We start from the raw sequence: 20815 nt of genomic DNA, 5'->3' as shown, positions 1-20815 counted from the left end.
GAAAGCGGGGACCCAGAGCGAAAACTGGATTCCCGCTTTCGGGAATGAGCGGTGAGAGCGTGTTCAACTCAAATGAACCAAATCTATCCGCGCGAGCGATCTTCATGCATCGCCGCCGACGCATGCTGCCGCGCAACCGAGGCCTGCGCCTTGGCGGATGCGATCCGCGCCTCCGTGGCATATTCCCGCGCCTGTTCCCGGCTGCGGGCGCGTTCGCGGAATCGCGACAGTGCACCGGCCGTGGCGGAATGGCCGCGCGTCCATAGATCGATCGCCTGCCCCGCGATGCGCCCGGCCGATCCGCCGGCCCACACCAGTTCGAACGGTGAAAACAGCCGCCAGCGGTCATCGCCCGACAGAATGCTCCGCGCCAGAAGCTGACCGCCCATCGCCGTCGTGTTCAGTCCCTGACGGCCGAAGCCGCTGAGAATCCACAGACCCGGCTGAACTTCGCCGATCTGCGGCATGCCATGTACCGTCTGGCCGAACATCCCGCCCCATGTGTCTGCGATCTTGACCGGCCCGAGCTTCGGGAAAATCGCGGCGATGCGGCTCTCGATGCGTTTGGCATAACGCCGCGGATCGCCCTGCCATGTCGTCTCGGGACTGGACCACAGCAGCCGGTCCCCATCGACGATGCGAAAATGATCGATGCCGTGGGTGTCGCTCACCGATCCCTGAAAGGCCACCGCGTCGGCGAGCCGTTCAGCGAGCGGCTCCGTCAGCGCAGCGTAGCGCCAGGTCGGCAACAGCGTTGCGGTGAGACGCTGGCTGGGCGCGCCGAGATGCGCGTTGCCCGCAAGCACGACATGAGAGCAGCGCAGTTTTGCCGAAGGCGTAAACACGCGCTTGCGGATACCGGCCGGATCGATGCCGACCACCGGCGTATCCTCGAAGATCCGCACGCCTTCGCTTTCCGCGAGCGCCGCGAGACCATGAACATAGGACCGCGCGTCGATCTGGAACGCCTTCGGAAAATGAATCGCATGGAAGTAGCGATCCGTCTTCAGCACTTCGCGCACACGATCGGTCTGCCAGCCTTCGACCTCAGTGCCGAAATCCTCGCCGAGCGTCTGCAACCGGCTGATGAGTTCGTCGCCGGCATCGACTCTCGAAACTTCGAGCGCGCCGTCGGTCAGCGCAATGCCGGGCATGCGGGCCGCGGTGGCGCGGACATAATCCGCGCCCTCTTGCGCAAGCGTCCACAGATGACGCGCATCCTCGAAGCCGACACGCTCGATCAGGTCGGAAGCCGCGACGCCGTATCCGGGCATGACGGTGCCAAGATTGTGGCCGGACGCGTTCCAGCCGATGCTGCGGCCTTCGAGTACCGCCACGCTCGCGCCCTTGCGGACCGATTCAAGCGCCATGGTCAGGCCGGCCAGCCCTCCTCCGATGACGCAGATATCGACATCGAGATCGAACGTCAGTCCCTGACGGCTGGGCACGTCAGCCGGGGGATTTGCAGAAGATTCTTCCATGCCGATTGTTCCGAAAAGCGCAGGCCGTGACGCGTTTGTTTTCTGGGTGTAACGGCACTCGCGCCCGTCACAGGTTCTGCGTAAGCTTGTACACTATTCCGGGCCATGCCCTAGTGGTCCAACCTCGAAGCTGACAACGTTTTCCTAAATGAGATCACGACATGCGCCGCCTGATCCTGCTCCGCCACGCCAAGACCGAGCGGGACGCCCCTTCCGGCAAGGATCAGGATCGCCGTCTCGACGAGCGCGGCCGCAATGACAGCGTGGAAATCGGCCGCTGGCTCGCGCTTGAAGATTATCGCCCCGACCTTGTGCTGGTCTCGACCGCAACGCGCACCCAGCAAACCTGGGACCTGCTTCGCGCCACGATGCCGTCGGTGCGGGTCAAGCATTTGCCGGAACTGTACGGGGCCGATCCGTCCGAACTTCTGAGAGCTGTTCGCGGAGCGGCGAAGGCGGACCCGCAATGCCTGATGATCCTTGCGCACAATCCCGGCCTGCATGAACTTGCGCTTGCGCTGGTCGCCGGCGGCGACGCGACCGGGAGACACGCACTGGCTGCCAACCTGCCGACCGCGGGCATCGTCGTGATCGATTTCAAGACCGACGACTGGGGCGATGTCGGCTTCCGCAGCGGGCGGCTCGAACGCTTCGCCAGCCCCAAGCTTTTGAGAGAATGGTCGGACGGGGCATGATCCAGTGGTAACCGGTTTTCGGATCAGATCATGCCCCGCTAAAAATCAGCCGGCGCAACTCGGACGCTCTGCCTGTTAACCTTGCATCTTGCCGCCAACGACTTCATCGTAAGCGATCCATCGAGCGGAGAGACCGATGTTCCAGTCCATCCTCGTCCCCATCGACCTTGCCGATACCGATCTTGCGAAGCCGGCCATCGAGACGGCAGCCTCACTATCGAAATCCTCCGGCGGCACCGTGCGGCTGGTCAATGTGATGCCGATGACGCCGGTGATGCTGGCGGAATATGTCCCGCCCGATTTCGACATGCAGCAACGCCAGTCGTCGGAAGAAGCGCTGGGGATCGTCGCGCGCGAATCCGGAATTGAAAGCCGGCGCATCTCGGTGGTCGTGCGGCAGGGCGGCATCTATCACGAGGTGCTCGAAGAGGCCGCCGATATCGGCGCCGACCTGATCGTGATGACGTCGCACCGCCCGTCGATGCAGAGTTATTTTCTCGGCTCGAACGCCGGACACGTCGTCCGCTATGCGAAATGTTCGGTGCTCGTGGTGCGGCACTAGTGGAGTGGATTTGACATTCGCGACCGACTTCGCCGCGAGGTCGCAACGCGAATGTCAAATCCAAAACTCCACTAGAATCTTGTATTGCTAGTGGTCCTTCGATTCTAACATTCGCAAAGTGCCTACCGAAATGGGACGCGAATGTTAGAATCGGACCACTAGCGCGCGATTCGTGACCGGACTGACTTCTCTCCGACAGCGTCGTCAGCTATGGTCGCGCGCCGCCGGAGGGTGATCCCCATCATCGGGCGGCTGAGGTTTGGCCGGGCCGGCCAACGATGCCCGGCCGAGCTGAACGCCGCCCGTTACGGCAACACTTCCAGTTACGGCAGCACTTCCTTGGGCAACGCCTCGAACGTGTAGCCGCGCGGCCGGTTGCGGCGCATGAAGTTGCCGATCTGCCAGCCGAACAGCGCCGCGAATCCGAGCAGAAACAGTGCGCCGCCGAATTCACCCGTGATCAATGCGCGGATCAGCAATCCCAGCATCGCGACGCCGACAAGCGCCACCACAAACAGTCCCCCCAGGTAGATCGTCGGATTGATGCCGATAATGAGCACCGCGTTGCTTCCAGCCGCCGCAAGCCGGCGGTGCAATTCGACAATGAACGCGCGATAGCCGTTGTCCTGCGGCGACATCAGCGCGACGGTGTGCCAGGTTGTCGAATAAATCGTGACACGCTCGCCGCGCGTGTCCTCGATGTCGGCGCGAAACCGCCGCGACTGCATCGACACCGGACGGTACGACAGACGGATGGCCGCGATCTTCTCCAGCGGCCACACGCCCTGCTTTCCCCTCACCTGCCACGACAATCCGTCGTCGGTGAGATCGAACTGCGCCGCTCCGCCCACCAGCGACGGCTTGAAGATGTATTGCGTGCCGTCACTGGCTGTCTCGGGGCCGGCACGCCCGGCGTTGAACATCTGCGAGAGCATGAGAATCCTTCAATGGCGCCGCGGACGACCGCGATCCGGCCCCGCTTGCGCAGCAGCTAGCCGTCATTCTACAAGTCATAGCAGCCTGCCGCGCCCGGACGAAACACCTGATGGCCACCAAGCCCGCCTATTTCTCCCGTCACATCGTTCTCGCCGGATCGGTCCTGTTCGGCGTGCTGCTGGCGCTCGGCATCCACATCATCATCCAGCGCTTCAATCTCAATCTCGGCGATCTGTGGCGGAGCAACGTCCCGGAATTGATCCCTGCGCGGGCGGCGCTCGCATGGTGGCTGATCGGCACGGTGGCGTTTCTCGCGGGCTTCATCTCGGCATCGCTGATGAACAGCGCGGTCTCGGGCCGGATCTCGCTGCGCCTGCGTCAATTCCTGATTGCCGTCGGCGTCATCATGCTGGCGGCCGCCGGTCAGGCCGCGGCTGCGCCGAGCCCGATCCCGTCCCTGTCCGGCGCCCTGGCGGGTCTCGCCGCGCTGGGTCTTGGCGCGGTGATGTCGCTTTGCGGCGCGCAGTTCGCTCTACGCCGAAACTGATGCGCCGAAACTGATATCGCTTGTGCAAACGCCGCGCGGTTTGCACCGGCGCGGCGTTTTGCCTCACAATCCTTAACGGACCACGGCAAGCGGGCGCCCTAGCTGGCAGCCTTGAGATTGATGCCGCTTTCGGCCAGTTGCGTCAGCTTCCGGTCGGTCTCCTTTTCCTCGTCGAGAGTCTTCTGCAGCACCGCCGCGCAGTCGTCGCGGCCGAGCCGCTTCGCCCACGTCACCAGCGTGCCGTAGCGCGTGATCTCGTAGTGTTCGGCGGCCTGCGCCGCGTTGATCAGCGAGCAGCGAGCACGCCGGTTGGCCGATGTTCCTGAAAATCCGATGCGAAGAATCGACAATGGCCGATTGAACGAAACGACCGCCGGCCTTTCAAACACCGTGTTCATTCCCCACATGGGGTTGACCGGATCACCGCAGAGCCGGCCCAATATGAAGCGCAGATGACGGCCTTCGGCCCCGATTTCCCAGCGTTAACCGCTATTCGCGCTGCACAACCGCCCTATTTTCCAAGCGCGGGATTTCGCGTATGAGTACCGCCGCAGCCGCTTGCTCACTGTCGCCTCAATCGGCTTTTATAGGTTTCGCGCCCCGCCGGGAGGACGAATGCAACAATTGTTGAGCGCGCTTGGGCGTGTTTTCAGGGAACGAATTGGCTGGAAACGGCTCGGGATCGTCGCCAGCGTCGCGATTGTTTCCATTGCGATCATGCATCTGTTCCGCACCCTCAAGGGTGTGGACACTGCGATGGTTTTGACGGCGCTCGCCGAAAAGTCGCATGGCCAGATTGCGCTGGCCGCGCTGTGCGTGCTGTGCGCATTTTTCACCCTGACATTCTACGATCTGTTCGCACTGCGCACGATCGGCAAGATGCACGTCCCCTATCGCATCGCCGCGCTGTCGAGCTTCACCAGCTACACCATCGGCCACAACATCGGTGCCACCGTCTTCACCGGCGGCGCGATCCGGTTTCGGATCTATTCCGACTGGGGCCTGAGCGCGATCGACGTCGCCAAAATCTGTTTCATCTCCGGCCTGACATTCTGGCTCGGCAACACCTTCGTGCTTGGCATCGGAATGATCTGGCATCCGGCCGCCGCATCGGCGGTCGATCTGCTGCCCGAGAGCGTCAATCAACTGATCGGTGCCGGCCTGCTCGTCGGCATCGCCGCGTATCTCACATGGATCGCGACCGGGCATGGCCGCCGCAAACTCGGCAAGGACGGCTGGAAGGTCCATCTGCCGTCCGCGCCGCTGACCGTCCTGCAGATCCTGATCGGCGTTGTCGATCTCGCCTTCTGCGCGCTTGCGATGTACCTGCTGGCGCCGTCCAGCCCGAACCTCGACTTCGTGACGCTCTCCGTCGTGTTCATTCTCGCCACGCTGCTCGGCTTCGCCAGCCACGCGCCGGGCAGTCTTGGCGTGTTCGACGCGGCGATGCTGATCGGCCTGCCGATGCTCGGCAAGGAAGAGTTGCTGGCGGCGCTGCTGGTGTTCCGCATTCTGTACTTCCTGATCCCGTTCGCCACGTCGATCACGATTCTGGGCATCCGGGAGTTGTGGCTGAGCGTCATCCTGCCGTGGCAACAGAGCCGGAAACTGCAGCCGGCGATCGCCAAGACGCCGCCCTCGCAGCCGGTGAACACCAAGCAGGCCGCGGAATAATTCCGCGCACAAAGATGTGGCTTGTGGGGTTTCGAGGCCTGACCTAAGTTTTGGCCTCGCCCCACATTTTGGCCTCATCCGTCGGCTTCAAACCAGCATGATCCAGTCACGCGTCACCCGTCTGTCGCTCAGGGCAACGCCCTTGATCGGGGCGCTCTTGGTCGCCGTACTAGGCGGCGCCATGGCGAGCCGGGCCGAGGCCCAGACCCCGATCGTGCCACCCTCGGTCGCGCAGCCGCCCGCCGTGCAACTCAGCACGACGATGCAGATTTCCTGGGAAGTCCGTAACCGCTTCCGGCTGTTTCGCGAGGAGCGTGACTTTAAGCTTCAGGTCGACTCGCTCAGTGGCCGCAACATCCTTGCCGCAGAACAGGCGCTGGCGACCCAGAGCGACGGCCGCGGCTGGGCGCGCAACACGCTCGGACGGCTGTGCATCGACGCGGCGGGTCGCGTCAGCGAGCCCTGCACCCGCGACGGCGTGAAGGAAAGCTATCTCACCCCGGTCGATCATCCGGTCGCCGTGCGTCTCGCCGGCGAGGTGCCAGTCGGCGCGGTCTGCGCATGGACCTTCGAGGATGGCGATCCGCCGCGGCAATCGACGCTCGATTGCGCCGAGCCGATCAACCTGCGTGTCCGTTACGGCCGCGCCACCCCCGTCACCGTCGATGTCTCAAGCGGATCGGAGGCGCCGCAACGCGTCACGACACAGATCGCGGTGCGCGACGTTTTCATCGCCGGCCTCGGCGATTCCATCGCGTCGGGCGAAGGCAATCCCGACCGGCCGGTGGCGCTCTCCGACGAAGGATTCTGCTTCCGCTCCTATCTCGGCGGCCCCGCCGGAATGTATTTCCGCCCCGGTCGCGCCGGCTTCAAGGGCGCGCGCGCCTGCGATACGTCCGACGGCATGAGCCTGCAGAACTGGCAGCGCGCCGGCGCGCAGTGGTTCAACCCGGCGTGTCACCGTTCGCTCTACAGCTACCAGACCCGCATGGCGATCGCGCTGGCGGCGCAGAACCCGCAAATCGCGGTGACCTATCTGCCGCTGGCCTGCACCGGGGCCACCATCGACGAAGGCATGTTCGGATCGCAACGCGCCCGCGAATGCGTGGTCGGCAAGAACGGGCTGACCTGTCAGGGCACGGTGAACGCGCAGATCTCGGAGTTGCGCGAGGCGCTGACCGCGGCCACGCGGCGGCAGCCGGACCGGGGACTCGATCTCATCCTGCTGTCGATCGGCGCCAACGATGTCGACTTCTCGGGACTGGTCGCCGACGTCATCGTCGAGCGGCAAACCGAGCGCGCGCTGTCACGGCGCACCGGCGTGCTCAGTTCGGTCGATCAAGCGCGTTCCACCTTGCAACGAGAACTGCCGCAGGACTTCAGCAAGCTGCGTCAGGCGTTGAAGCCTCTCGTCGGCGGCGACCTGGCGCGCGTCATCTACACGTCTTACGCAAACCCGTCGCTCATGAACGGCGCGCCCTGCCCCGGCGGACGCGCCGGCTTCGACATTCATCCATCGTTCAACGCCGATCCGCAGCGCCTCGCCGACGTGACGAATTTCGTGCAGAGCGAATTCCTGCCGCAGATCAAGCGGCTCGCTCAGTGCAGCGGCGGCATGCTGTGCGGCGACCGCACCCGCGACCGCATGACCTTCGTCGATCAGCATCAGGAGGCCTTCGCCAATCATGGCTTCTGCGCGCGCGCGGAAACCGATCCGCCGTTCGACCGCGAATGTTTCTCAGCCAGCGGCGAGAGCTTTTCCAATGACATCGTCAACGCCGCGAACAATCCGCTGGTCTGCGGCGCCGCCGCCAGCGACTTCCGCGCCTACGCGCCGCGCGCACGCTGGGTCCGCGACGCCAACGACAGCTACTTCACGGCGATGACCTATCCGCAGGCACAAAAGGCTCCGACCAACCAGCCGGGCGACATTCACGATGCGACCTGGGGCGTGTTGTCCGCGGTGTACGGCGGCGCGATCCATCCGACCGCCGAAGGCCACGCCGCAATGGCGGATGCAGCACTCCCCGCCGCCATGTCGGTGCTCGGGCTCGGCCTTGCCGAAAATCCGGTGACCAGCGAGCCGATTGCGCCGGTGCCGACACAGCAGCGATAGCGCGGAATTTCTCAACACCGTCATTGCGAGCGAAGCGAAGCAATCCAGACCTACAAAAGCTGGATTGCTTCGTCGCAAGTGCTCCTCGCAATGACGGGCGTGTATTCCCCTTAGCTCACCCCGAGCTTCTTCTGCAGGCTCGATGACGACGTGGTGTACTGGAACACGACACGCTTGTCCGGGAAGACATAGCGGCTCGCCTTCTGCGCCATCAGCGCGCCTTCATGGAAGCCGGACAGAATGAGCTTGAGCTTGCCGGGATAGGTGTTGATGTCGCCGATGGCGAAGATGCCGGGCACGTTGGTCTCGAACGCTTCGGTATCGACCGGCACCAGATTGTTCTCGAGCTTGACGCCCCAGTTCGCCACCGGGCCGAGCTTCATCGTCAGTCCGAAGAACGGCAGAATGGTATCGCACTCGACGTTCGAGATTTCGTTGTCGTTGCCCTTCACCGTCGCACCGGACAACATGCCGTTGGCGCCTTCAAGCGACGTAACCTGCCCAATTTTCAGATCCATCTTTCCGGACGCAACGAGCTTGCGCATCTGATCGACGCTGTGCGGCGCTGCGCGGAAATCGTCACGGCGATGCAGCAGTGTCACGCGCTTCGCGATCGGCTGAAGGTTCAGCACCCAGTCCAGCGCGCTGTCGCCGCCGCCGACGATCAGCAGATCCTTGCCGCGAAATTGCTCCATCTTACGCACGGCATAAAACACCGATGTGCCTTCATAGGCTTCGATGCCCGGCACCGGCGGACGCTTCGGCTGGAACGAGCCGCCGCCTGCTGAAATCACCACGACCTTGGCCTCGAACACCTGCCCGGCGTCGGTCTTCACGCGAAACAGCGGATCGCCGATCTTCTCGATGGTCTCGACCATTTCGTTGAGATGGAAGGTCGGGTTGAACGGCTTGATCTGCTCCATCAGCGCATCGGTGAGGCCCTGCCCCGTCACGATCGGAATCGCCGGAATGTCGTAGATCGGTTTTTCCGGATAAAGCTCCGCGCACTGACCGCCCAGCTTGTCGAGGATGTCGACCAGATGCACCTTCATGTCGAGCAGGCCCAGTTCGAACACAGCGAACAGTCCGCAGGGGCCTGCGCCGATAATCAGGACGTCGGTTTTGATCGTGTCGGTCATGCGCGTTCCGGCTTTGACAGGGAAGAATGAGCAGGCGGGAAGCGGAAAGTGCCGCTTTTAGGGGCATTGTCTAACCAACCCAGCCCCTCGGGGGAAGCCATATTCGGGGCTGCCTGCCATCCCTGCGCCCTTGTGAGGCGGCGACATTTCCCGCTATGCAGGCCTCAAACCGGAGACCGAACACGTGAACGCGCCGACCCGCCCAAAACCCCATTTCAAAATCGAAAATTATCCATTCCGTCTGGCTGACAATGTCCGCTACGGTGACCTCGATCCGAACAAGCACGTCAATAACGGGGTGTACGCGACCTACTTTGAGACAGCGCGCGTGACGCTGTTGCGCAGTGGCGACCGCGGCCTGATGCCGAAGGGCCTCAGCTGGATGCTGGTGCATCTGGCGATCGACTTCCGCGCCGAGATGCACTGGCCCGGAAGCTTCGAACTCGGCATCGGCGTCTCGAAGCTCGGCCGGACCTCGGCGACATTCCAGCAGGTGGTGTTTGCCGGCGATGTCTGCACCGCGTCCGCCGAAGCTGTCACCGTCCTGGTCGATGCCAAGACGCGCAAGCCGACGCCGCTGACCCCCGACATCATCGAGCGGTTTCAGCCCTGGCTGTTGCGCACATAGACCAGCGCCAACCAGCGATTGATGTTGCCGTGGCAACCGTCTGCCTCTAAAGCTCGGGCCAAGTTCGAGGCTAACGGGCAAACATCCGTCATGCTCACCTTCTCGACCGACGACCTGCGTCCACACGAGCGCTTCGATTACTGGTGCGAGGTGCGCGCCCGCAATCTGTTTGGCGTGACGATCTCGCTGAAGCAGGAAGAGCGCCAGCACTTCCGGGGGCAGTTCTCGGCCCGCCCCGCCGGCGGCGCGATCCTGAGCCAGATGCAGGCGTCGCCCTACAAGGTGTCGCGCACCGCCAGCGATATTTCCCGCGCCTCGAGCGACAGTCTTTGCATCTATCAGCAGACCGGCGGCGCAAGCTGGTTCAACAGTCACGCCGGCGGCGAATTCGTGGTGCGGGCCGGCGAGTTCGCCATCAGTCATTCGGATCTGCCTTACCTGACCCGGCCGATCACGGCCCATGGCTTCGATCTGCGCATCCTGAAAATCCCGCTGGCCGGCCGCGCTGCGCCTGCATTCCCATCGCTCAATCTGGCGCCCGCGCTCCTGCGCGACGACCCGCGCCTGACATTGCTGATCTCGGCGTCGTTCGCGGCGCTGGTGGCGGACACCACTCAAAATCCCGAAGCCGATTGCAATCTTGCCGTCGGTCATCTCGCACAACTGGCGCTGCTGGCGCGCGGCTCCGTCCTGGCGGGATCGCAGGACAGCCGCGCCGCGCTGCGATTCGGTTTCCTGCAGGCGGCCCGCAACATCCTCGCGCGCGACATGCACCACCCGAAGCTGTCACCGGACTACGTGGCCGGCACGCTCGGGATTTCCGTGCGGCAATTGCACATCCTGTTCGAGCCGACGGGCACCAGCTTCTCGCGCACCTTGATGGCAATGCGGCTTGCGGAGGCCTGCCGGCTGCTGCGATCGGCGCCGGCGCTTGCAGTAACAGACGTTGCCCTTGCATGCGGCTTCGACAGCCTGTCGACCTTCTATCGCGTATTCCGGGCGGCCTATGGCATGACGCCCCGCGACATCAAGGCCGCCGCGGATTACCGATGACCCTGTCACATCGCCCGGCTGCCGTTGTCATTGGACAATTCCTTGCCGTCTTGCCATTCTGAATCGGCTCCAGCCTCCACCACGCGGCACGCATGATCAGCTTCTCCACCGACGACCTGCGTCCGCAGGACCGCTTCGACCATTGGTGCGAGGTGCGCGGCAAAAGCCTGTTCGGTGTCACCATCGAACTGGAGCGCGAGCGTCGCGCGGATTTCCACGGCCGCTTTTCGGCCGTCACGATCGGCAACGCCACCCTCGCCGAAATGTCCGCCTCGTCCTACCGCGTCAGCCGCACGCCTTCCGATATTGCGCGCGTGGCAGGCGACAGCCTGAGCATCGGATTGCAGATACGCGGACCCGGTCACATGAATACCGGACGGGACCGGGTTCATCGCGTTCGCGAAGGCGACGTCACCGTCAGCCATTCGGATTTGCCGTTCGCGGCGACGCCGGAACGGTCCGACGGCTTTCATTTCCGCGCGCTGAAGATTCCGCTCACCGGCGACATCGCGCTTGACGCCCGCGCGCGTGACCTCCTCCCTGAGGCGCTCGGCCGGGAGGCAAGGCTGACCCGGCTGATCGCGGCAATGTTCACGGCATTGAGCGAGCGGCAGCAACACACCGCCGCGCCGACAGCAGACATCGAACACATCGCGCGGCTGGCCCTGCTGGCGCGCGGACGCCTCGCGACAGGATTACCCGAAAGCCGCGCGGCACTGCGCGCAGGATATCTTCACGCGGCGCGCGCAATCATGAAGCGCAATCTCCATCGCCCGGATTTGTCGCCAGCAACGGTCGCGGCAGAGATCGCTATTTCACTTCGGCAGGTCCATGTGCTGTTCGAGCCCACCGGCCTGTCGTTCGCGCGCACACTGACGGCGATGCGTCTGGAAGAAGCGCGGCGGCAGCTCCAAACCATGCCGGCGCGTTCGGTCGCCGAGATCGCCTATGCCTGCGGCTTCGACAGCATCGCGACATTCTATCGCGTGTTTCGCGCGAGCTTCGGCATGACCCCGGGCGATGTGCGGATGGCCTCCCTCAACGCGTGAGCCCTTGTGGCCCCGGCGCCACAGGATTGAGAAGATTCAATCGTCCCTTACTTGGGTACGCCGTTTGCGCAGAGTGAGAAGACGGCTGGTTTCCCACCTGATAGCCCTGATCTTTGGGGGACAATCGGATGACCGGGGCTGGACTATCGACGCGCGGGCTGTGGCGCGCGGCGCTTTTCGCAAGCACGACACTCGCCGCTGCGCCAGCGGTTCAAGCGGCCGACGGGTTTGATGTGTTGTTCCCGCCGCCGGGCCTCACCTCGCCGCTTATCTTCATCAGCGGCAACGGCAAGGTCACCGTCAGGGACAGTCGAGACGGATTGCAGCCGTCCCTCCCGCTTCTGGAGACCAATGGAGCACTGCTTACACTGCCGGGCCTTGGAAATCAGGCAACACCTTCCGCGGTGAACATTGACGGCTCCGTGATTGTCGGGACAGCGGTCGCAGCGAGCCAGCACGCCGTTATGTGGACCGCGGGTGGCACCGTCATCACCGATCTCCACAGCGGAGCCGCGTTTGCTCCTGGCGGCTCGCTGGATGGCTACACCCTCAGCTTCGGGCGTGGCGTGAGCAGCGATGGGTCGGTTGCAGTCGGCCTTGCAATCGGGCCGGTAGCTCAGGCTTTCCGCTGGACGCAGGCGACCGGCATGGTGGGACTGGGCTTCCTGGCGGGCTACGACGGCAGCATCGCATACGGCGTTTCGGGTGACGGGCAGACGGTGGTCGGAACCGTCATGTCGACGGCGGCTTTGAGCAGTCAGGCTGCGTATTGGACACAAGGCGGCGGCTGGGTCGGTCTCGGCACGTTCGCGGGTGGCACGCAAAGCACAGCCAATGCCATCAGCCGCGACGGCTCCACGATCGTTGGGTTCAGCAACGATAGCTCGGTTACCCGTAGCGTTTTCCGCTGGACCCATAGCGGGGGCATGGAGAACCTCGGCAGCATCGCGGGCGGCAACTATTCCACGCCCAATGCCGTGAATGCCGACGGTTCGGTGATCGTGGGTGAAGCCAATACCACGAATGGTTTGAACGTCGCCATGCGCTGGACCCGGACCGGCGGCATGCAGGCACTCAGCAGCTTGCTGGGCGCCGGCGGCGTCCGCACGGGCGGCATGAGCTTGCGGGCCGCGACTGGCGTTTCCGACAATGGTAAAATCATCGTCGGCTACGGGCCCGATGCGTCCAATGTAAACCAGTATTTTATCGCCCGCTGCGAATCGGCACTCTGCCAGGGACTGGTGACTGCGGAAGACGTTATGCGATCATTTGCCGGACAGTCCGCCGTCGGCCAGACGGCAAACGCCGCAATCGGCGGTACGCTCGGCACGATGCAGGAATACGCCACACAGGCGATGCGATCGCAGGGCAGCCGCAGCACGCCCTACTCCGTCTTCGGTTATGGTGCCTATGACAGCGACCCGATTGCATCGGGCACGCTCGGCCTCACCGCCGATCTGCCGTTCGGTCTCGTCGCCGGATTTTCTGCTTCGGCAAATTATGTGAAGACCGACATGATCTACAACGGCAACGCCAAGATGTCCGGCGGCGCAGTCGGCGCGTTCGTCGCGCGCGTGCCGGATATTGGTTTTCAATGGCTTGTCGGCGGCAGCCTGATCAACCTCAAGGGCGACATCACCCGTGGCTATCTCAACGGCATCACGCCCACGACATCGAGCGGATCGACGTCGGGCAACGGCTACGGCGCGACGGCACGCATCGGCTGGGGTTTCGCGGTGATGCCGCAGGTGACCGTGACGCCGTTCGCCTCCTACACCTTCGCCGAGACGCGATTTCACAGCTATTCCGAAACCAGCGGCGTTTTCGCGGCGAACTTCGACGATTTCATCTCGACGTCGCACACGTCGCGTGTCGGCGGTGACGCGCGTTACACCTTCGCGCCGAACGGTTGGGTGTGGGGCACGTTCGCGTGGGGTCATCGCCTCGACGGCGGCAAGGGCGCGAATATCACCGGAACGCTGGTCGATGCATTTGCCTTGACCGCGCCGGGTCTCTCGTCCGCGAAGGACTGGGCCGAGGTCGGCGGCGGCGTGCGCCTGCCGGTGTGGAACAACGGCGCGGTCACCGCATCCGTCACGGCGTCGCTCACGCCCGGTCAGGTGGTCACCTACGTCTCCCGCCTCGGTGTCAGTCAGATGTTCTGAGCGCACAGGCGGCGGTCGCCCGCCACTGCCTGAAAAATTTAACCTTCCCGCATTTGAATTGTGCGTCTGCGCGCAATGAGAAGACGGGCGCGCGCCGATCTGCCACATGGAGCCCACACATCAAAAAGCCCCGCATACAGGCGGGGCTTCGCGTCGGCTTTCATGACGTAAGAATTACTGCTCTCGTATTTCAGCGCTTCTTTTCATCACGTAGAAATTTCACTTTGCCGATGCGGCATCGCGCGTGGCCGTGCTTACGCCTGACGTTCCGGCGTTGTCAGCGTGAGGCCTTCGAGATCGTCCGTGACCTTGATCTGGCATGACAGGCGCGAATTCGGCCGCACGTCGTAACCGAAGTCGAGCATGTCCTCTTCCATCGGAGTCGGCGAGCCGACCTTCTCACGCCAGGCTTCATCGACATACACATGGCAGGTCGCGCAGGCGCACGCGCCACCGCACTCAGCCTCGATTCCGGGAATGGCGTTGCGGATCGCCGCTTCCATAACGGTCGCGCCGGCCTCCACGTCCACGGAACGGGTTGTGCCTGTGTGATCGGTGAAGTTGATTTTGACCATGATTGTGGTGCTGCCCGGATAATTCAGATTGAGCAGTCCTATAACGGGTCAATCCAAGGGATGCCAGCACTCGCGGGATAAAAGCGGTGCGAGAAAAGGCCCAATCAGGACCGGTTCAGCATTCGTCCGATGGTGGCCCGGGCTTCCTCGACGGTCTGCTGCAGCAGGGCAATCGCGCCTGCGATGTCGCCATTGTTCTTCATGGCCGCTTCGACACCGAGAGCGGCTTCCGCGACCCGGAAAGCGCCGATGGCGCGTGCGGACCCCTTCAGCGTATGCGCCAGTGCGGCGGCGTCGGGCGGGATGGCTTTGAGCCGGGTGACGAGCTCCCCGCTCTGGGCCGAGAAAAGCGCGAGAACTTCGGCCTCAAGCGCGGCTTCGCCGAGCGTCATGCGCCCGAGATGCTGGACATCGATGGCGGAGTCTTCCGGAACGAGCGGTGGCGACGGCATCCAGTTCAACCGCTCCAAATTGAGTGACATGATCCATCCGGGATTGCTGACGGTGCCGGATCAACCGGCGGAAAACACCCTCAAGCAATCACACCAATGGTTAACGAAATGTATCAGCTATTCGCCATCATTTAGCCATGTTTTCGCCGTGCCGCCGCCTAGAAATACCAAAGTGCTTTTGAAAACTGTTGATTTCTTAAAGTGTTAACCCTTGCGCCGTTAACGATGATTAAAAATCTATTAACTCCTGCCATTTCATTCGACCGACCGAGCCAATAGGATGTTTGCGGAAGTGCGGGACAACCGGCGGGACAAATCGGCGACGTAACTTTCGTTTCGGCCGACGGTATCGGGGAACATTCGAAGGCGCGCGGCCTCTGCCGTGATGCCACTGCGGATGCGTAAAAAATAAAGGCGTGCGGGACACATGGCAAAAAATCCGAAGGTCAAGGATCCAACCGAAGTCGCTCTCTCGGCGATTCAGGAAGCTCTGAACATCGGCGACCTGCCTGAGACCGACAACGGCCGGGATAACCACTTGCGCAACGAACACTCGCTCGGCTCCGCCACCCGCGGCACTGACAGCCGTGGTTCTGACAACCGTGGCTCTGACCTGCGCCAGCCGGCCGACGATCTCGGCGCTCCCGCCTTCGACCGCCTTCCCGCGAACGACGACCGCGAGACCATCGGCACCATTCTCCAGGCGATCCAGAAGGGCCGCCCGCGCCGCAACGCCTACACCGTCGCCACGCTGTTCTCCGGCCTGTGGATCGCAGGCGTCGGATTCCTCGCCTTCGCGTTTATGCCCGCGCTCGAATCGATCGCCGGCCTAGGCAGCGCCGGCGCTCTGGCCATGATCGGCCTCATCGCCGTTCTCGTCGCACCGCTGCTGCTGTTCTACTTCCTCGCCAGCATGGCGTGGCGTAGCCAGGAAATGAGCATGATCGCGCAGTCCATGGCGCAGATGGCCGTTCGTTTCTCCGAACCCGAACATGTCGCCAACGGCTCGATCGTGACCGTGGGTCAGGCGATCCGCCGCGAAGTCGCCGCGATGGGCGACGGCGTCGAGCGCGCGATCGCGCGCGCCGGCGAACTCGAAGCCCTCGTTGCCAACGAAGTGTCTTCGCTTGAGCGCGCCTACAGCGACAACGAAGTGCGCATCCGCGCCCTGCTCCAGGACATCGCGGTTCAGCGCGACAACCTCGTCGGCCAGGCCGAACAGGTCCGCAACGCCATTTCCGGCGTGCAGATCGATCTGCGCCAGGACATCGCCCTGATCAGCGACGCCATCGCATCGCGCGTCGATGAAGTGGCCAGCAGCATCACCGGCGCACTCGAGGAGCGCAGCGAACACATCACCCGCGCGCTCTCCAGCGCCGGCGACAACATGATCATCGCGCTCGGCGAGCGCGGCGGCGACCTGCTCGACCGCCTCGAGGAAGCCAGCACCCAGACCGCCGCCGCCGTACTCGACGCCAGCGAAAAGCTGACCGCCAGCCTCAATTTCAAGACCGGCCACGTCCACGAGGAATTCGCGGACCTTGCCGACCGCGTTCACGACTCGCTGAACGAGCGCCTCGACAAGATGACCGGCGAGTTCGAGGAGCGCTCGACCGGAATCGTCAACGGCATCGCCGGGCGCTCGGAAGATATCGTGCGAAGCGTCGTCGACCGCACCGAGCGCATCTTCGACTCGATGAAGACCTCGAGCGAATCCCTGCTGTCGGAACTCGACGCGCGCGGCGCCACCCTCTCCGAGCAGATCGACGAAGCCGGCAACCGGCTGGCCGATCGCGTGCTGACCAGCGGCGACAAGGCCAGCGAAGCGCTCGACGTCACCATCAGCACGCTGGTGGCGAAGGTCATGAGCCAGACCGAAAGCGCCCACGAGACGCTGAGCAACCAGATCGGCCTGTTCGACGGCCTCGTGAAAGAACAGGGCAACGAACTTGCGGAACGCTTCGCGCGCGACAGCGGCACGCTGGGCGCCCTCATCACCCGCCACATCGCCGAGTTCGATCGTACCGTGAAGACCTATGGCGGCGAGATCGTCGAACGCATGGGCGAACGTACCCAGGGCCTGGCCGACAGTCTCAAGACTTATGTCGATACCTTCGACGGCCGTGTCACCTCCCATGGCGACCAGCTTCATGCCAAGCTCGACCAGAGCCTCGACGGCTTCAAGTCGGCGGTCGAAACCCGCATCGACAATCTCGACAGCTCGCTGCTCGGCAAGGTCAACGCGCTCGACGAAACCGTCACCAGCCGCACCAAGGCGCTTGAGGAAGCGTTCGACGCTCGCGCCGCCGCCTTCGGCGAGACGGTCAGCGGCCGTGCTGCATCCTTCACCTCGGTGATGGATTCGCGCACCAGCGCCTTCACCGACGCGATCGACAACCGCGCGGTGGCGTTCACCGAGAAGCTCGACACCCACACCGACGCACTCGGCAGGATCTTTGACAGCCGCGCCGCCACCTTCACCGAGACCGTGGCGACCCACACCGCGGAGATCGCCAAAACGTTCGACACCCGCACCGCGGAATTCACCGAAGCGGTCGGCAACCAGACCGCGGCGTTCAAGGAAACGATCGACTACCGCACCACCGCCTTCACCGACACCATCGACGGCCGCACCACCGCGTTCGCCGATCTCATCGATGCGCGCACCGTCGCCATCACCTCGCGGATCAACAACGGAGCGGAAGCCTTCACCACCGTGGTCGATGCCCGCACCGCCGCGATCACCGAGGCATTTGATACCAGCACCGCAGCCTTTGCAGACATCGTCGATGCGCGGACCAACGCAGTCTCCGACGCTTTCGACACCCGCACCGCGGCCTTCGCCGACATCGTCGACACCCGCACCTCATCCGTGGTGCAGACGTTCGACAGCCGCGCCGCGGCCTTCGTGGCCGTGGTCGAGAACCGCTCCGCGACCATCGCCGATGCGATGGAAAGCCGTGGGGCGCAGGTCATGAGCCTGATGACCAGCGGCGTCGACGACATGGCCAACGCCGTGTCGGTCCGCGTCAAGGACATCCAGAACAACCTGGAGTTCAACGTCAGCGCCCTCGCCTCGGACATCAGCGCCCGTGTCGCGCAGTTCGAGAACCTGCTCGATACCCGCGTCGAGGCTGCCGCCAACCGCGTCACCACCAGCGGCCAGCATGCCGCCGAGGCGATCGGCTCGCGCTCCGACGAACTGTCGCTGACCATCAAGTCGCGTGTCGAGGAAGCCGAGCGCATCCTGACCGGCCTGATGGCCGACACCACCGCGACGGTTCAGGGAGGCGCGCGCGCCGCCCAGCAGTCGCTGCTGTCGCTGTCCAGCGATGTCGGCAACCAGCTCAAGGCTGTCTCGAGCGAAGTCAGCACCGAGTTGAAGACCGCCTCGAGCGAAGTCAGCACCGAGCTGAAGACCGTCTCCAACGAGGTCGGTTCGCAGCTTCGCGGCATCACGGGCGATGTCGGCACCCATCTCCGGGATATTTCCGGCGAGGTGGGCTCGCATCTTCGGAGCGTCTCCGGCGACGTCGGAACCAGCCTCAAGGCGGTCTCCAGCGATCTCGAGCGCAGCATCCAGATGGCTGCCCGCGAAGCCGAGAACACCCTCACCGTCGCATCGACCGGCGCGACCGCGCAGATCAAGTCGGCCTCCGCCGAGATCGAACGCACCATCGCCGTCTCGACCGACCGCTTCGGCTCAACCCTCACCGGCAAGGTCGAGGCCATCACCGACGGCGTGCGCGAGCACACCGAGCAGCTCGCCCAGCTTGTCGACAGCAAGCGCAGCGCACTGGTCGACGCCATCGGCAGCAAGGCCGCCGAGATTTCGACCACCATCGGCAGCGCCGCGGATTCCGCGCTCAAGTCGATCGAGAACCATGGCGGCGCCTTCACCGTCGCGATGATGAACAACAGCTCCGATCTGGCGCGCCAGATCAACACCGCCAGCGAAATCGCCATCGGCGCCGTCAGCAAGTCGCTGAAGGACATCGACCAGACCTCGCGCGCGGCGATCGACCAGTCGCGTCAGGTAGCGACCTCGACCATCAACGAGCTGCAGGAAACCAGCAAGATCCTGCGCACCGACACGCTCGCCCTGTTCGAGCGGCTGCGCGAAGGCAACATCCTGCTGCAGGAAGTGCTCACCGGCGCGCACGACAACCTCAACTCGCTGGAGCGCACGCTCGTCACGCGGGTTGCGGAATTCGTCTCGACGATGAACGATGTGACCAGCCGCAACGGCGAATCCACCTCGACGCTGGAGCAGCAGCTCGGCACCTTCACCGCCAAGACATCAGGCGCGCTGGAGAACCTCAACGCCCTCTCGGTGCAGTTCGAGAACCATGGCCGCGCGCTGGCCGAGGCCGCGACCCTGTTGGAGAAGAGCAACGAACGCGCCGGCGACTCCGTCGCCGACCGTAACGCCATCCTGGAATCGCTGATCTCGAACATCGATCTGCGGACCCACGACCTCGATGATCGCCTCTCCCGCTTCACCAACCTGCTCGACGACTCGCTCGCCGCAGCCGAAACGCGGGCGCGCGACATCGCGCAAATCGTGGCGCAGACCGCGGGCTCCAGCTCGGCGGAAGTCAGCCGCCAGTTCGAAGCCGTGCGCATGGCCGTCGAGGACGAACGCCGCCAGACCTCCGAAGCGATGTCCGAACTGTACGACCAGGGCACCCGCGAAGCGGACAACATGTTCCGTCAGGCTGCCGACAAGTTCGCGACCATCGTGCACAGCATGAAGCAGATGGCCTCGGAACTGCACAGCGAGCTCGACGCCACCCGCGCCGAACTGCGCCGGGGCGTGCTCGAAGTGCCGCAGGAAGCCGCCGAGAGCACGGCGCATATGCGCAAGGTCATCGTCGACCAGATCGAGGCGCTCGCCGAACTCAACCGGATCGTCGCCCGCCACGGCAAGGGCCTCGATGTTGCCACCGGCGCTCGCGGCGTTCGCGAGGACGAACTTGCGATCGCCAGCACCGGCGGACGTCAGGAGGCGGTGTCCCGCCCTGCGCCGCGCCCGCGCGACATCACCAGTGCATCGAGCCTGCCGCCGCCGGAATTCGGTCCGGCCAACCCGGCTCCGCGCCGCACGGAAGCGCCGTCGGTCAGCCCTGTTGGCAATGGCGGCAACAACGACGGTTGGCTGTCCGACCTGTTGAACCGCTCGGACAGCGAAGACGGCACGCGTGGCCGCGCCGCGCCGTCCGCTCCGCGTCAGTCGGGAAATCCGCTTGAGGCGCTGTCGCTCGACATCGCCCGGCTGGTGGAGCGCGAGCTCGCGGCGGAAATGTGGGATCGCTATCAGCGCGGCGAACGCAAGGCGTTCTCCAAGCGGCTCTACACACCGGCCGGCCAGAAGGCGTTCGACGAGGTCTCGCGCAAGTATCGCGCCGACCGCAACTTCAAGCAGACGGTGGACCGTTACATCAACGAGTTCGAGCGGCTGCTCGACGAAGTCTCGCGCGACGAACGCGGACCGGCGGCGCTGCGCAGCCACCTCGTGTCGGAAACCGGGCTGGTCTACACCCTGCTCGCCCACGCTGCGGGACGGCTGGGGTAAGGCTCGGATATCCATCGGGCTGCGGCCCCGGCGGATCGATCGAACAAAAAGCGGAGGTGCGAGCCTCCGCTTTTTTTTTGTTGGCTATGGGAAGATGAAACGAGAGTACTTCAACACATTCGGCCGTCATCACAGGGCTTGTCCCGGTGATCCACGTCTTCATTTATC

The 20815-nt window shown here is 63.9% G+C and carries 15 protein-coding genes and 1 pseudogene; 10 read left to right on the top strand and 6 right to left on the bottom strand.

All coding sequences use genetic code 11. From position 1 onward, the window contains the following. Window positions 1–83 precede the first annotated feature (83 nt). Window positions 84–1481, bottom strand: coding sequence for an NAD(P)/FAD-dependent oxidoreductase (locus tag YH63_RS13995; protein ID WP_046827072.1), 1398 nt, complete (start codon window positions 1479–1481; stop codon window positions 84–86). Between the two features lie 161 nt (window positions 1482–1642). Between YH63_RS13995 and YH63_RS13990 the strand changes: the two genes are divergently transcribed. Both YH63_RS13990 and YH63_RS13985 read left to right on the top strand, forming a co-directional pair. Then, window positions 1643–2176, top strand: a complete 534-nt coding sequence (locus YH63_RS13990) for a SixA phosphatase family protein (protein WP_046827073.1) — start codon at window positions 1643–1645, stop codon at window positions 2174–2176. 136 nt (window positions 2177–2312) lie between these two features. Continuing rightward, the gene (locus tag YH63_RS13985) at window positions 2313–2738 is read left to right on the top strand and encodes a universal stress protein (RefSeq protein WP_046827074.1); all 426 of its coding nucleotides are present in this window, start codon (window positions 2313–2315) and stop codon (window positions 2736–2738) included. Between the two features lie 323 nt (window positions 2739–3061). On the opposite strand, the gene YH63_RS13980 is transcribed toward YH63_RS13985, so the two are convergent. Then, the gene (locus YH63_RS13980; RefSeq protein ID WP_046827075.1) at window positions 3062–3673 is read right to left on the bottom strand and encodes a hypothetical protein; all 612 of its coding nucleotides are present in this window, start codon (window positions 3671–3673) and stop codon (window positions 3062–3064) included. A 110-nt stretch (window positions 3674–3783) separates the two neighbouring features. On the opposite strand from YH63_RS13980, the gene YH63_RS13975 reads away from it, so the two are divergent. Further along, window positions 3784–4221 (top strand): hypothetical protein, encoded by a 438-nt coding sequence (locus tag YH63_RS13975; RefSeq protein ID WP_046827076.1) that lies wholly within the window; start codon window positions 3784–3786, stop codon window positions 4219–4221. A 98-nt stretch (window positions 4222–4319) separates the two neighbouring features. Here the strand turns inward: YH63_RS13975 and YH63_RS13970 are convergent. Next, window positions 4320–4514 (bottom strand): annotated as a pseudogene (locus YH63_RS13970) (ferritin-like domain-containing protein); the annotation flags it as partial. A gap of 322 nt (window positions 4515–4836) precedes the next feature. Between YH63_RS13970 and YH63_RS13965 the strand changes: the two are divergent. Together YH63_RS13965 and YH63_RS13960 are read left to right on the top strand one after the other, a co-directional pair. Further along, a complete protein-coding gene (locus YH63_RS13965) occupies window positions 4837–5895 on the top strand; it encodes a lysylphosphatidylglycerol synthase transmembrane domain-containing protein (protein WP_046827077.1) in 1059 nt (352 codons plus the stop codon). Between the two features lie 97 nt (window positions 5896–5992). After that, window positions 5993–8011 carry a hypothetical protein gene (locus YH63_RS13960; protein ID WP_046827078.1) on the top strand — a complete coding sequence of 673 codons (2019 nt, stop codon included), beginning with the start codon at window positions 5993–5995 and terminating at the stop codon, window positions 8009–8011. Between the two features lie 110 nt (window positions 8012–8121). Here YH63_RS13960 and YH63_RS13955 read toward each other — a convergent pair whose 3' ends face one another. Beyond that, on the bottom strand, window positions 8122–9150 hold the full coding sequence (locus YH63_RS13955) for an NAD(P)/FAD-dependent oxidoreductase (RefSeq protein ID WP_046827079.1): 1029 nt from the start codon (window positions 9148–9150) through the stop codon (window positions 8122–8124). A 184-nt stretch (window positions 9151–9334) separates the two neighbouring features. Between YH63_RS13955 and YH63_RS13950 the strand changes: the two genes are divergently transcribed. The 4 genes from YH63_RS13950 (at window position 9335) to YH63_RS13935 (ending at window position 14045) form a co-directional block, all read left to right on the top strand. After that, window positions 9335–9778, top strand: coding sequence for an acyl-CoA thioesterase (locus YH63_RS13950; RefSeq protein WP_046827080.1), 444 nt, complete (start codon window positions 9335–9337; stop codon window positions 9776–9778). A gap of 90 nt (window positions 9779–9868) precedes the next feature. Then, entirely contained in the window at window positions 9869–10831 is a 963-nt protein-coding gene (locus YH63_RS13945; protein ID WP_046827081.1) for a helix-turn-helix transcriptional regulator, read from the top strand. Window positions 10832–10923: 92 nt separating this feature from the next. Further along, a complete protein-coding gene (locus tag YH63_RS13940; RefSeq protein ID WP_046827082.1) occupies window positions 10924–11880 on the top strand; it encodes a helix-turn-helix transcriptional regulator in 957 nt (318 codons plus the stop codon). Window positions 11881–12008: 128 nt separating this feature from the next. Next, window positions 12009–14045, top strand: coding sequence for an autotransporter domain-containing protein (locus YH63_RS13935; protein ID WP_052753814.1), 2037 nt, complete (start codon window positions 12009–12011; stop codon window positions 14043–14045). A gap of 254 nt (window positions 14046–14299) precedes the next feature. Here the strand turns inward: YH63_RS13935 and YH63_RS13930 are convergent, their stop codons facing one another. Continuing rightward, window positions 14300–14620 (bottom strand): 2Fe-2S iron-sulfur cluster-binding protein, encoded by a 321-nt coding sequence (locus YH63_RS13930; protein WP_046827083.1) that lies wholly within the window; start codon window positions 14618–14620, stop codon window positions 14300–14302. 104 nt (window positions 14621–14724) lie between these two features. Beyond that, entirely contained in the window at window positions 14725–15102 is a 378-nt protein-coding gene (locus YH63_RS13925) for an Hpt domain-containing protein (protein ID WP_046827084.1), read from the bottom strand. A 397-nt stretch (window positions 15103–15499) separates the two neighbouring features. On the opposite strand from YH63_RS13925, the gene YH63_RS13920 reads away from it, so the two are divergent. Next, a complete protein-coding gene (locus tag YH63_RS13920) occupies window positions 15500–20647 on the top strand; it encodes a methyl-accepting chemotaxis protein (protein WP_046827085.1) in 5148 nt (1715 codons plus the stop codon). Window positions 20648–20815: the final 168 nt, after the last annotated feature.

Origin of the sequence: Afipia massiliensis (assembly GCF_001006325.2) — a bacterium.
In the GTDB taxonomy this organism is placed as follows: domain Bacteria; phylum Pseudomonadota; class Alphaproteobacteria; order Rhizobiales; family Xanthobacteraceae; genus Afipia; species Afipia massiliensis_A.
Note: the sequence above shows the minus strand (reverse complement) of the source record. Positions and strands in the feature narration are given on the sequence as shown.